A 13,793-nucleotide genomic window follows, 5' to 3' on the forward strand; every position below is an offset into this window, starting at 1 on the left:
GATATAAAAGTTATAATATTAAGATATTTGTTTACCTGCCGAATCTAGGTTATATAACAGAAATCATAAAGAGTAACGCTTAGCAGTTAAAAATAACTTCTTCGCAATATATGCTCATTGAAAGTAGGCATGTTGTCATTAAAAGAGGGGTCTGAGGGTAACATGAACACAAAAATGGAGCAATTTCCGACAAATAACCCTAATCCTGTCCTCAGTGTTAAAAAAGACGGTACTGTTCTTTATTCCAATAAGGTGGGTGAGCTCTTATTACATAAATGGGGTGTCAAAACAGGAGAAAAACTGCCTCCGAGCATCGGAGATATCGTGCAAAGTGTAATTTCCCGGAATAGCCCGGAAAAAATCGAAATCAAAGTGGAAAAAAATGTATACCTGGTTGTTTTTCACCCTTTACTTCAACAAGAATGCGTAACCATTTCTGGATTCGATATCAGTGACCAAAAAGAACTTGAAGGAAAACTTCGGGAGAATGAGATATACCTGGATGCCTTCAGTTTGACGAGAGAAGCAGTACAGATTTGTGAGCTCGTCCTGGATGACAAGGGTCATCCTGTCGACTTTATTCTTCTCGATGTCAACCCCGCGTATGAGAAATATTCGGGACTCAGGCGCGAGCACGTTGTTGGCAAGCACCTCAAGGAAGTGCTTCCTGTCGTGGAGCAGGTATGGCTGGATCGCTACAGAGAGGTTGTTCGCACAGGTAAGGGAATGCGCTTTGAAGAATACAATTCTTCTCTTAACAGGTGGTTTGAAGTATTTGCAAGTCCGATGGGAGGTAATCTATTCGCTGTGGTCTTTAACGACATTACAGAGCGTAAGCAGGCAGGTGAAGCTCTTTTCAAGTCAGAGCAACATCATCGACTTTTACATGAGACCATGCTTCAAGGTGTGGTCTACCATGATGCCAGCGGTAAGATAATCTCCATGAATCCCGCAGCTGAGAGAATTCTTGGCAAAACTCCGGTTGAGTTCCTGGGCAGCTCTTCTGTGGGCGAAGAGCACCTTACTATCCGGGAAGACGGCTCGCCGTTCCCCGGACTCGAGCATCCGGCTATGGTATCCCTGCGAACAGGGGAGAAAGTGCAGGATGTGGTGATGGGAGTTTACAATCTCCGGGAGAACTGCTATCGCTGGATCAACATTAATGCTGTGCCCATTTTCCGGACTGGAGAGGATAAGCCCTTCCAGGTATATACCCTGTTTGACGATATCACCGAACGCAAGCAAGAAGAACGCAGGATATACAGATATAACCGTATTCTAGAGGGAATAAATCGGATCTTCAGCAATGTAGTGCAGGCAAAAACGGAAGAAGAACTGGGAAATGAGTGTCTATCTGTGGCTCTGGAAATTACCGGCAGTCAGTTTGGTTTCATTAATGAAATGGGCGTTGATGGGCTACTACATGATGTTGCAAAAAGCCAGCTGGCCTGGGAACAGTGTCTTATGGACGACAAGACCGGGCATCGCCGTTCCCCAAGTGATTTTATTGTCCATGGCTTATACGGCAGTGTCATTATCAACGAGAAAAGCTTCTTTACCAACGATCCGCAGTCACACCCCGACAGTATCGGCGTGCCACCTGGTCATCCACCTCTAACGTCATTTCTTGGAGTGCCCCTTGTCCAGAAAGGGAAAACTGTGGGCTTGATTGCGGTCGCAAACCGTGAAAACGGCTATAACTGCGAGCAACTGGAGGATCTCGAAGCTATCGCACCGGCAGTGGCACAGGTACTGCAGAGAAAACGGGAAGAACAGGAGAGAATGAAGGCAGAAGAGGCGCTTAGCCGAGAAAGAAGCATGCTGGAAAGTGTCATGCAGACCACCGACGTTATGCTGGTTCTTCTCGATCCGCAATTCAACTTTGTGTGGGTCAACCCGGCCTATGCCGAGACGTGCAAGTTGAAGCCGGAGGAGATGGTCGGCAAGAATCATTTTGTCCTGTATCCTGACGCAGAAAACGAGGCGATCTTTCGGACGGTTCGAGACACCGGCAAAGAAGTTTTCTACAAGGACAAGCCGTTTGTCTTCCCGGATCAGCCGGAGCGCGGAGTGACCTATTGGGACTGGAGCCTGACCCCAGTCAAAAATTCCAGCGGAGACGTTGAGGGTCTGGTCTTCTCACTACGTGAGACTACAAAATACAAAAAGGTCGAGGAGGCACTTCGTGAGAGCGAAGAGCGGCTGCGCCTCCTGGGCGACAACTTACCGGACAGTGCAATCTATCAGTATGTCCATGAGCCCGACGGGGATGTCCGGTTCCTGTACATCAGCTCAGGAATCGAGCGGCTAAATGGTGTCAACGTCCGGGACGTGTTGCACGATCCCGACACGCTGTACAGGCAGGTTCCTCCGGAGTATTTAGAACGCCTCTTCGAAGCAAAGGCACGCAGTGCCAGAGAGTTGTCGGATGTAGATATGGAATTACCCATGCAGCTTCCCGATGGCCAGGTGAAGTGGATGCGACTGCACTCCCGTCCTCGCCGGTTACCCGATGGCCGAACAATCTGGGACGGCGTGCAAATCGATATCACTGAGAACAAGAAGGTAGAAGAAGCCCTTAAAAAGGCACATGAAACTTTAGAAGAAAAAGTTAAAGAACGTACAGCTGAACTTGAAGAGGCTTATAATTCTTTGAAAGAAAGTGAAAGAGGCCTTGCTGAAGCCCAAAAAATGGCCCACGTTGGAAACTGGTATAATGACCTTGTAACTGATAAAGCATACTGGTCTGAGGAAATGTACCGCATTTTTGGGTTTAACCCTCAAGAAGACATAAATTATGATAAATTTTTAAGTTATGTACATCCGGACGATAGGGACTACGTGTATAACTCCACCAAGGAGGCTTTTGACGGAAAAATCTATGCGACTAATTATAGAATAGTTAGACCTGATGGAGAAGAGCGCATAGTCCATTCAGAAAGAGAAGTTCTTTTTGATGAGAAAAATAATCCTGTTCGAATTAAAGGGACAGTTCAGGATATAACTGAAAGTAAAAAGGCTGAAGAAGCTCTGGAAAAGATGGATAAGGCCCGGATAAAAGAGATTCATCACAGAATCAAGAACAATTTGCAGATAATCTCTTCCCTTCTTGACCTCCAGGCTGAGAAATTCGAGGACAAAAACGTTACAGAGGCTTTCAGGGAAGGTCAGAACAGGGTAATCTCAATGTCCCTCATCCATGAGGAACTATATAAAGGAGAAGGGACCGATACCCTGGATTTTTCGGTATACCTTAAAAAGTTAGCTGAAAACCTTTTCCAGACTTACAACCTTAGCAGCAAAAATATCAATCTGAGCATGGACCTGGAAAAAGACACTTTCCTTGATATGGATACTGCTGTCCCGTTAGGAATAATTGTTAATGAGTTAGTTTCCAATTCCCTCAAGCATGCATTTATCGAAGAAGGGAAAGTCCGAATCAATCTCTGCAGGGAAGAAAGGAATTATGATACTAATGAATCCCTTTTCAGCCTGACAATTTCTGATAACGGAAAAGGAATGCCTGAAGATCTGGAACTAGAAAGTGCAGAGTCGCTCGGCCTGCAGTTAGTAAATATCCTTGTTGACCAGCTTGATGGCGAACTTGAACTTAAACGGGCGCAGGGTACGGAATTCACTATAAGGTTTAAAGTAGTGGAAAAAGATAACCCGGCTCAAGTCGGCTTAAAATCACAGGAAAATGAATAAAAAATAACCTGGATGCGGGGAGTGCGATTAGAACGCACGAACTCCTGCAAGACCGGACTTTGAAAACCAGAATTCCGAATATCACTTCCACTGTTGATCTCGATAATAATAAGAAAAACATTTATCTCCATGCAACATGAGATATTTTATGACTCTTGAAAATGATTTCATAGTTTTTCACGGTAACTTGCAGCAGTTACTGGATAAAGTGGAATCAGGCGAGATGATTCCCAAGCTACAGGCTTCGCACGCTCCGATGTGCAAATTTTTTACTTCGTACTATGTTATTAGTGGAATTCGTCATGTTGTTCCCCTGGTCCACGGTCCTACCGGATGTCCGCTGTACATGTCGGATTTTGTCAGGACACGTGAGTGCTGCGAGATCCGTGGAATTCCGCTCGAGCCCACAGCCTGTACCGCCCTCAACGAAAGCCATGTCATCTACGGGGGTGAAGGAAAACTCCTGGAAGCGGTAAAGGAAGCATACGCTAAGTATCACCCTGACCTTATAGTCATTCTTTCTTGCTGCTGTTCCGGGATCATCGGTGATGATGTCGAAAGCATTGCTCGTGAGGCAGAAAAGCTGATAGGCTGCCGGGTGCTTGCTCTCCGCAGCGAAGGTTTCGGCGGGGATTTCCGAAGCGGCTATGAGGATGCTTTCAAACTCATTATGGAGCTGATGGAACCTCCAAAAACCAAGATGAAAGGGACGATCAATATCCTCGGGGCTCGTTGGGGCCCTACCCCTACGGAATTCAACTGGGATATGGATGAGATTGAACGTCTTCTCGGTGAAGTCGGAATAAAAATAAACGCCATTATCGCGGGAGGATGCACCGTCGAACAGCTCAGGCACGCAAGGGAAGTCGAACTGAATGCATCATGGTGTTTTGACTGGGGGCAGAAGCTGGGTGACCTGATGCAGGAACGGTTCGGTATCCCGTACAGCAGGACCGGCCAGCCCTATGGGCCTGAGGCCACAAAAGAATGGATTCTCGGTGTGGCAAAACCTCTTGGAATGGAGGCAGAGGCCCTTAAGGTTATCGAACGAGAGATGGAGGAAGTAGAACCAGAAATTGAATCCCTGAGGCAGGCTCTCTCCGGGAAAACGGCTATTATAGAGATTTCGGAATTTCCAGGGCCTATAAGAGCGCTTTCCCTTGCACGAATGGTAGCAGAATTTGGCTCCCATCCTGTCGTGATCAACGTCCACCCGTATACGATCAAGGAACGTATGCCAAGCATCAAATTCCTCCTGGAAGAGGGAGTCAACCCGGAGATTATCCTGACAAAAGGACTCTTCCGGCTGGGAAGTTTCCGTTCATCGAAAGAGACCGAGGATGAGCTGGAGACTATTGTGAAGAAATATGATAATGCTATTTTCTTCGGGAACTCCGGCCGTTTTCCTCCCTGTCCGGTGGTGAACTTAACACTCATGAATCCTGCGTTCCAACCCCAGTATGGCTTCCGGGGGATAAAGAACATTTCTGCTCTAGTCAGGCAGGCCCTTGAGAACAAAGACCTGCCACGTTCACGCTTATTTAGAGGGATGCTCTATGGGACAAGAACCAATTAAAGAGATGGCCGGATCGTCAACCTCGTCCTCGGAGGCGTGCACTGACCCCTATCTCCGCTGTGCTTTCAACGGCGCTGCTCTGACAGCGCTGGGAATCTCTCATTCCGCTCTTCTAGCCCATTCCCCACAGGGATGCGAGTACCTTGTCAACAACGCTTTCGCCTCGCAGGAGTGCGACTACATGGAGACAATGACTCTCTGTACGAAACTCTGCGTTGACGAGATCGTGCACGGAGGAGAAGATATACTTGCCCGCACTATCAGGGAGGTAAAAGATCTCCCGATTTCCGCCCTGTTCGTGCTAAGTGCTTGCGGACCCGAGATCGTGGGTGATGATATTGTAGGGGTATGCGAGGCTCTGCAGCCGGAAGTTAAATTCAGGCTTGTCCCGATCGAAAGTGCCGGGTTTCGGGGATCGCAGTACGATGGAATCGACATCGCAATGGATACGATCCTGAAAAAACTGGTAAAAGATGATGTTGAGAAGATACCGGGTTCGGTTTGCCTTGTTGCCCCCCATGCCAATGCCAACCCGACCTGGCCGGCAGACCTTGCGTGGGTGAAACAGGTTCTTTTCAGGATGGGCATAAAGGTTGTAGCTACACTCACACATCGTACACCTATTGCTGAAATCGAGAATATCGCATCTGCTGAGACGTCCCTCCTGCTGAGTCATGATGCCGGGCAGAAAGCAGCAGATTACCTTTCCGCAACATTTGGCATCGAGCAGGTCTGCAAAGGGATACCTCTGCCCATAGGTATGACCAACACGCAGCGCTGGCTGACCGCGCTGGGAGATCGGTTTGATATACTGAAAACAGCGGAGGAGATAGTTGCGGAAGGCGAACGGATGGTTATGGCAACTTGCCGGCGCAAATGGCCAATGGCACGGTTCATGTACCGGACCCCGGCAGCAATTGTTGCCGATGCCACGGTAGGGATTCCGCTGGTTCGTTTTGTCACTGAGGAAATGGAGATGACTCCTGAACTTGTTGCTCTATACACGTCTCACCGGTCAGTGTGGGAACTGCTTGAGGGTGAACTTAAGAGTCTCGGGCTCAATCCGAAGGTCGTGTACGGAACTGATGTGTATAAGACCCGGAAAAGTCTTCAGGAGGTCAGGCCAAGGGTCGTATTCGGTAGCACGATCGAACGACATGCCAGTGAAGGACTTCCCGTGGCCTACGTTGTTGAAGTGGTCAGGATGATGCGTCAGTTCCGAATGATCAACAGGGAATACTTTGGGTATACCGGCATCCTGAACCTTCTCGAGTGTGTCCAGAACGAGTGGGTGATGGGCTGGCGTTCGAAAGAAAGGAGATACGAAGCTAAATGGTGAGGAAGTATGAGACAGATTGCGATCTACGGTAAAGGCGGAATAGGGAAGAGCACTATCTCCTCGAACCTATCTGCCGCATTGCATGAGATGGGACATACGGTCATGCAGGTTGGCTGTGATCCCAAAAGGGATTCGACGCGGATCCTTGCAGAAGGAAAGTTTATTCCTGCGGTGCTGGAAGAACATCGGGAACAGTTAAGGATAGGAAAAGATGAGTATGCGATCAATCTGAAGAATATCGTCTTCAAGTCACCCGGCGGGATCTACCTTGTTGAAGCGGGGGGACCGGAACCGGGTATAGGGTGTGCAGGCCGGGGAGTCCTGACAGCCCTGCAAATCCTAAAAGACCTCAAGGCATTTTCTACCTACAACATCGACGTGGCAATCTACGACGTGCTTGGCGATGTCGTCTGCGGAGGTTTCTCAATGCCGATCCGCGAAGGTTTCGCAGAAGAGATCTATCTCATCTGTTCCGGAGGGTTCATGAGCATCTATGCAGCAAACAATATTGCTCGGGCCGTGCAGCGCCTCGCAAAACGTGGGGATGCCGGTCTTGCCGGAATAATCTGCAATAGCAACGGAGATGAGGCTTTCGAGCATGCGTTCATTCCTGCATTTGCAAAAAGACTGGGGACCCCGTTTGTCCAGTTCGTCCCCCGGAGTCCGGTGATCCAGGCATGTGAACTGGGAGGGAGGCCTGTAGTAGAGTATGCTCCCGACTCTCAGGAGGCGGAAATTTTCCGGAATCTTGCGAAAGCGATCATAGAAAACGATTCGCGTGTTATCCCTACGCCGATAAATGACCTTGCCGAGCTTGAGACGATGTACCGGCAATGTCTGGTAAAAGATAAGAAATAAATCATTTTACGGAAGTATCAACACGGAAGTAGCACGCATGAAATACGCCGACATCGACAAAATTTACCAGAAGGTACCGCTTGAAAAAATTCCCTGGAATAGTGAGATGCCTCCGGATGCGCTTGTCGAGCTGGTACAAAGTGAAAAAGTCCGGCCCTGCAAGACCATTGATCTCGGCTGTGGCGCCGGCAACGATGCGATATACCTTGCAGGCCAGGGGTTTGAGGTAACCGGCGTCGATAGTTCCCCTACCGCGATAAAGATTGCTACTGAAAACGCACAAAAAAAGGGAGTTAGGTGCAGGTTTATTGTCGCTGATTTCCTGGGTGACCTGCATGAAGTAAAAGAGACTTTTGACTTTGGCTATGACTGGGAACTTTTGCACCATATCTTTCCGGAAGATCGGGAGAAATATATAAAAAATGTATGTAATGTTCTGAAACCGGGAGCATTATACTTTTCAGTTTGTTTTTCTGAGAAGGATCCGCAATTTGGCGAAGCAGGTAAATTCCAAAAAACGAAGCTTGGGACAACTCTGTATTTCTCTTCGGAATCCGAAATAAGGGATCTTCTCTCACCGTATTTTGTCATACAGGAACTAAAAACGATAGAAATTAAAGCTATAGTCGGATCACATTATGTCATTTCTGCGTTGTCTAAAAGGCGCTGATTTTAATTATGGTATTTTCGGCACATGAGGATCGTTTTCTGTTCTCCTTCAGCCTCTTTCCTTATCTTCTTCTTTTAGCCGACAAACTTCTATTTTATCCCTAAAAAAGCGCTGACGGTCAAATTAATTAAAAGAAATAACCTTTGAATAACAAAGAGGTTATATCATTAAAACTGTGGGTGGAAAGTAGAAGAGTTATGGTAGGGAAAATGGCAAACAGATATAGTTAATTTTATATGTCTATAAGGAGGCAGAAGTCTTGGAAGATTGGAAGATAAAAATTTCAGTGCTTTGGCTCTTTGCATCAATTGCCTTTTTGGCTCATCAGATAATAGTGCTTATGGAACCGGGTGTTATAGCACAACTAATGGCAGGAGAAGCAGAAGGTCAGAAAATAAGCCCTGGTATGATACTATTCTTTGCAAGCTTAATGTTGGTTCCAATGATGATGGCTTTCCTATCCCTGACCCTGAAAGATTCGCTGAATCATTGGTTAAATATCATCGTGGGCGCGGTCTTTGCTATCCTATGGTTCATTAGTGTAATTGAAGCTACACAGTCTGCATACTGGGGCGGAGCACTAATGACGTTTTCAGCAGTCGTAGCTTCGGCATTAATCGTATGGTATGCATGGAAGCACCGCCTGGCATCATGATCAATAAAATGCACATGATATTCTTCAAATAACAAGCCCAAAGAATGAAAGTAATTGAAAGGACTTTCATGCCAAATAGCAGTTATTATGTTAATACTAAATTAAAAAGCGAGTAAGGAGCTGATAGCATAAATGTGGTAGAAAGGCGACAACAGGCTTCAAGATAATTTGTTTTTCGCTAACATTAAGGCTAAAGTTCACGAATTCTAAAAGAAAATGCATGAAAGAATCAGGCTTAAAAGCTGTTTTTGAAAAAGACTTGAAAAAGAATTAATGCGAGAGGTGCGATTCGAACGCACTAATTCCCGCGAAACCGGAGTCTGAACCTTCTCATAGAGGCTTACAGGTATCCAGAAGTTTATTTTTCTCTTCTCTTCGGCATGTATTCAAGATTAAATTTTTTAGAATGTAGTTGTGTACTTTTTGGATCCTTTCGTATCCTGTTCTTTGAGAACACAGGTAAATTACTTTTATACCTCCTCCAGACAGGCATCAGTCTGCCTGGAGGAGTGTTTTCCCAAGGATTAACCTACAAATTGGAAATTTTCGAATTGCCACGGATCGGGATCGTGTTTCACGGCTGGATTTTCTTTGAAATGTATTTTGCGATTTTTAAGCGGGGTCCAGTCCGACGGTGTGGAAATAAATTTTCCAAGGTACGGCTTGGCAATATCCAGGACAAAATCATGAGGCAGGTCTTCAGGGGTTTTAATGCCTTCTCGCGGATTCTCAAGCATCCAGAGTATGGCGGCAACAACGCCTGCAGCTACCTGAAGAGTGGTAGCATTCTGACCTGGAGCAAGGGACCTAGTCTCTTCAATGCCCAATGCGCTTCCGGTCCACCAGGAATTGTAAGAATGGCCCATCAAGAGTGCCCCCATTATATCTTCGCCGGAAACGATCTCGTTTGTCATTATCCTGAGTCTGGGCTGGAGCTCATAGTTCCGGCCCCGCAATTCGCAAAGAGAGGAAAGGGTATCATGACAGGGCATATAAGCATAATGTACGGTGGGTCTATAGACCGCCTCGTCATTGTCCCGGACAGTTAACAGTTTTGAAAGGCCGTATGATTCGCCGTGACGGATCACCATACCTACGATTTCTTCATCCGGTATCCACGATCTGACCCATGTATTCATGCCCATCTGGGGTAAGAAGATCACATTTTTCGGTTCGTAAGGCGGCATATGCGTGAGGGGAGGCAATTTGTTCTCATGTGTTCCCCAAGCTATTTCGACAGGAGCGGTTCCTTCTTCCCTCAAGCCTTCAATGCTCCATGTCCCTACAAATTCATTTACTTCCTTTGCCCGGTTTGCGACCTGAGTATCCCGCTCGCTGCAATGGATCACCCTGACTCCCAGTTTCTGAGCCAGGCGGGCAAAATCCCTGTTCTTTGCAAGGAGGGCAATTTCCTGTTCATCCTCGGGAGAGACTTTCTTATCGGCACAGGTCCGGGCAGCAATATCCAGCAAGCCCTGCTTCACAAAATGAGTTATCAGGCCAGGATTTGCGCCATGGTCAACAACAGCAGTCGGTGAATCTTTCCAATCACGGGAAAGTTCACGCAATTTCATTTGCCTTAAATAAAGTGATTTTTCCAATAGACTCCTGGTCAAAAAATCCTCTGTAGGATCCCATACTTCAACCGAAGTGTTAACGTACAGTACACTATGATTATGGCACCACGTAAGGATGTCATTGGCATCGATATTCCATGAAAGATCAATGATCAAACCTTCATCTTCCATGTATTGTGACAAAACTTGATCCAAATTTTTAGGGTTAATCTTTTCACAGACAAATCTTAATCCCTGATTAGTATACTTTTTCAGAGCTTTTGATTTGTCTTCAAAATCAATTAGGGTAATGTTTTCCAGCGGAACATCGAGTTTATCCAGCAAAAGGGGGAGGGTGCATTGCGAAACAGATCCATAACCAATAACGAGGATTTTATTGGAAAACTTTTTTTTCATGGTTTCGTAAACGCAAGGCATAGATATAACTTTTCTCCCAAAAACGACCTTACTTATTCAATTATATGTAAATGTTCCTGCCTGAAAAGATAGTCATCCTACACATTCTTAAAAAATCTGAACAAGATTTCTCCCGGTCATAATACATCTTATTAAAACTTTTTGTTTTTATTCCAATCCTGATGAAGTTTTAAAATTTTTCCAGGACTGCATACCAATTGGACCACTGGTTAAGAGATATTCTTTATAAAACAGATAGGGTGCAGATATGAAAAGTAAAGTTCTGAATTGATAAATATATGCTGGATGTGATGAAAATGATTTTTCACGAAAAGGAATAAATCATAAGCTAAAAATTTTGATCTAGAATATTGATGCAGATTAACCAATAGTGTGTCTGTTTATTAATTTCCTGTTTTTCATAAAAGTGTTAGGAAAAAGGCCTATTATATCTTAATAACATGCCAACAGATGACAAAATCAGTTTTAGAGAATGGGAAATAATTAAACCTCATTTTCCTATTCATAATACTAATCAAGGTCGAAAACGCATTCATTCTTATCGAGAAATATTGAATGCCATCTTCTATTTATTACGTTCCGTTTGTTCATGGCGAATGTTACCCCACGAATTTCCGCATTGGAAAACTGTTTACCATTATTTCCGTGTTTGGAGACTTAATGGATTATGGGGAGCGTGTAAATGCTGCACTCAGGACTGAACTGAGAACTGCATATGGTAGAGAACCAGCGCACTTTCCGCAGTAAAATTTCAGGATTTTATATTTTTTAATCTTCCAATTATTTTTTATAAAATCTTTTCTCATTTACCTTGATGACTCTTTCCCCTAGCTCTGAATCTACAACTCATCTTGGTCATTATGGTCTTATTGCTGGCGTATTTGACGAGCTTGATATTTCAGATTTGATTGACACTCTCCTTCCCAAGAAAAGTGGCCATAACATTCCTCATTCTACTGTTATCAAGGCAATGTGCATTAACGGTTTAGGATTCACTGAGCGCCGTCTTTACCTGTTTCCAAACTTTTTTGAAAATTTACCCACTGAGAGGTTACTGGGAGAAGGTGTTCTCCCATAACACCTTAATGACGATGTTTTTGGCAGAACTTTGGATAAAATCTATGAACACGGAGCAACCGAACTCTTCAACTATATAATTCTGCAAGCTATGAAACATGTTCCCATTAATCCCCGTTTCTGTCATACAGATACTACTAATTTCAGTGTTTATGGTGACTATGAAAACGATGATGGCAAAACTATCAACATTACTTATGGTCATCCAAAAGACAAAAGAGTCGACTTGCTTCGTTTTTCCATTTCCATGGTTACTGACCAGAAAGGAATTCCTCTTTTCGTAAGAGCATTAGATGGCAACAGTTCCGACAAGAAAGCTCTCATCAAAACCATAAAGGAACTAACACAGAACCTGAATCTTGATGAAAGAGTCTACCATGTTGCAGACAGTGCATTTTATACTGAAGATAATGTGAAAGAAATAGGAACTAACGCTTTTTTTATATCGAGAGCTCCTGCAACCATCAATGAAGCAAAGGAACTCTTAATAGCCGACTTAATTCTGAAAACATGCTCTGATGAACGTTATTCTTGCTATTCTACAAAGTCCTGTTATGGCGGAGTTGAACAGTTATGGGTTGTATTCTGTTCAGAGGAAATGAAAAAGAAGGAAGAGAAGACTTTTGAAGAAAAGATTATTAAGGAGCTTGAAGCAGCAGAAAAATCCCTTAAAAAGCTTTCTAATCGTGAATTTGCCTGTGAAGCTGACGCAAGAATGGCTGCTGAACAATGGTTGAAAGAGAATGAATCGTATGAATTCACAAAACTTGATATAAAAACTAAGTCTCACAGGCTTGAAAACAAGAAAGGAAGACCAAGAAAAGATGAAGAGGTACAGACTTTCTACATGATAGAAGCAGAGATTAAACATGATCGGGAGAAAGTACAGGAAAGACGAGCAAAGTTAGGAAGGTTCATTCTTGCAACCAATGATCTGGAGTTGACTCCAGATCAACTCCTGGAATACTACAAGGAACAGGGAACAGTTGAAAGAGGGTTCAGGTTCCTTAAAGATAAGAGTTTCAGAGTGTCTGAGGTATACCTGAAAAAAGAGTCCAGAATAGAAGCACTTGCAATGGTGATGGTTCTGTGCTTATTGTTGTATTCAATAGCTGAGTGGAAACTGAGAACAAGATTGGAAGAAGCAAAAGAAGCTATTAGAAACCAGGTTAAGAAGAAAACACAGACTCCAACAATGAAATGGGTATTCTTCCTGTTCAGAAGAATAACAGAATTAGTGATCGAAATTGATGGAAAAAGGATAAAGAAGGTATTGAATCTAGATGAGGAAACCATTAAGGTGCTGAAACTGATGGGAGAAAAGTACGAAAAATATTATATGTGAAAAAATAGTGCGGAAAGTAGGAACCAGAATCAAGTGCAGCAATTCTAGACAGCCAATCAGTTAAAACTACAGAAACACCAGGAGTACGCGGTTATGATGCTGGCAAGAAAATTAAAGGGGGAAAGCGCCACATTCTGGTGAATACAATCGGGCTATTGTTGATGATTGTGGTTCATACAGCAGATATTCAGGATCGAGATGGTGCTAAACTTGTTCTGGAGCAAGTCAAGGGGACATTCCTCCGAATACACAGCTTATTTGGGCTGATGCTGGTTATTCAGGACAGCTGATTGATTGGGTAAATTCAGTCTGTGGGTGGATATTGGAGATAGTAAAGCGCAGCGATAATACGAGTTTTTCCAGGTACTTCCTCATAGATGGGTAGTAGAGCGTACATTTGGATGATTAGATAGATATTGACATTTAAGTAAGGATTACGAATTCTTGACATAATCAGGTCAAAAATTGATATCTGAAGCATGGTCCGTTTAATGGTTAGAAGGCTGGGTAATATAAAAACATCGAGCTAATGGGAAAAGAATAATTAAGACATGCTCTTAGTTCCCGGACG

Annotated in this window: 7 protein-coding genes and 3 pseudogenes; 9 read left to right on the top strand and 1 reads right to left on the bottom strand. The window is 44.4% G+C overall.

What is annotated here, in order from left to right:
* Positions 1 to 162 precede the first annotated feature (162 nt).
* The 6 genes from MA_RS08465 (at position 163) to MA_RS08490 (ending at position 8,806) form a co-directional block, all read left to right on the top strand.
* Positions 163 to 3,708: a PAS domain S-box protein gene (locus MA_RS08465; protein ID WP_048065172.1), complete on the top strand. Its 3,546-nt coding sequence runs from the start codon at positions 163 to 165 to the stop codon at positions 3,706 to 3,708.
* A gap of 148 nt (positions 3,709 to 3,856) precedes the next feature.
* Positions 3,857 to 5,284: a nitrogenase component 1 gene (locus MA_RS08470; protein ID WP_157860135.1), complete on the top strand. Its 1,428-nt coding sequence runs from the start codon at positions 3,857 to 3,859 to the stop codon at positions 5,282 to 5,284.
* A complete protein-coding gene (locus MA_RS08475) occupies positions 5,265 to 6,623 on the top strand; it encodes a nitrogenase component 1 (RefSeq protein WP_226990799.1) in 1,359 nt (452 codons plus the stop codon). The genes MA_RS08470 and MA_RS08475 overlap by 20 nt, the downstream gene beginning before the upstream one ends.
* A 6-nt stretch (positions 6,624 to 6,629) precedes the next feature.
* On the top strand, positions 6,630 to 7,481 hold the full coding sequence (locus MA_RS08480; protein WP_011021640.1) for an AAA family ATPase: 852 nt from the start codon (positions 6,630 to 6,632) through the stop codon (positions 7,479 to 7,481).
* A 37-nt stretch (positions 7,482 to 7,518) separates the two neighbouring features.
* Positions 7,519 to 8,151 carry a class I SAM-dependent methyltransferase gene (locus MA_RS08485; RefSeq protein WP_048065173.1) on the top strand — a complete coding sequence of 211 codons (633 nt, stop codon included), beginning with the start codon at positions 7,519 to 7,521 and terminating at the stop codon, positions 8,149 to 8,151.
* A gap of 259 nt (positions 8,152 to 8,410) precedes the next feature.
* Positions 8,411 to 8,806 carry a DUF6326 family protein gene (locus MA_RS08490; protein ID WP_011021642.1) on the top strand — a complete coding sequence of 132 codons (396 nt, stop codon included), beginning with the start codon at positions 8,411 to 8,413 and terminating at the stop codon, positions 8,804 to 8,806.
* A 524-nt stretch (positions 8,807 to 9,330) separates the two neighbouring features.
* Here MA_RS08490 and MA_RS08495 read toward each other — a convergent pair.
* Entirely contained in the window at positions 9,331 to 10,779 is a 1,449-nt protein-coding gene (locus tag MA_RS08495; RefSeq protein WP_048066243.1) for a homospermidine synthase, read from the bottom strand.
* A 461-nt stretch (positions 10,780 to 11,240) separates the two neighbouring features.
* Between MA_RS08495 and MA_RS25225 the strand changes: the two are divergent.
* The 3 pseudogenes from MA_RS25225 to MA_RS25235 all read left to right on the top strand — a co-directional run.
* Positions 11,241 to 11,529: pseudogene (locus MA_RS25225) on the top strand (transposase); the annotation flags it as partial.
* An 85-nt stretch (positions 11,530 to 11,614) separates the two neighbouring features.
* A pseudogene (locus MA_RS08500) lies at positions 11,615 to 13,222 on the top strand (IS1634 family transposase).
* A 20-nt stretch (positions 13,223 to 13,242) separates the two neighbouring features.
* Positions 13,243 to 13,624: pseudogene (locus MA_RS25235) on the top strand (transposase); the annotation flags it as partial.
* Between the last annotated feature and the right edge of the window lie 169 nt (positions 13,625 to 13,793).

The organism is Methanosarcina acetivorans C2A, from assembly GCF_000007345.1.
GTDB classification, from domain to species: domain Archaea; phylum Halobacteriota; class Methanosarcinia; order Methanosarcinales; family Methanosarcinaceae; genus Methanosarcina; species Methanosarcina acetivorans.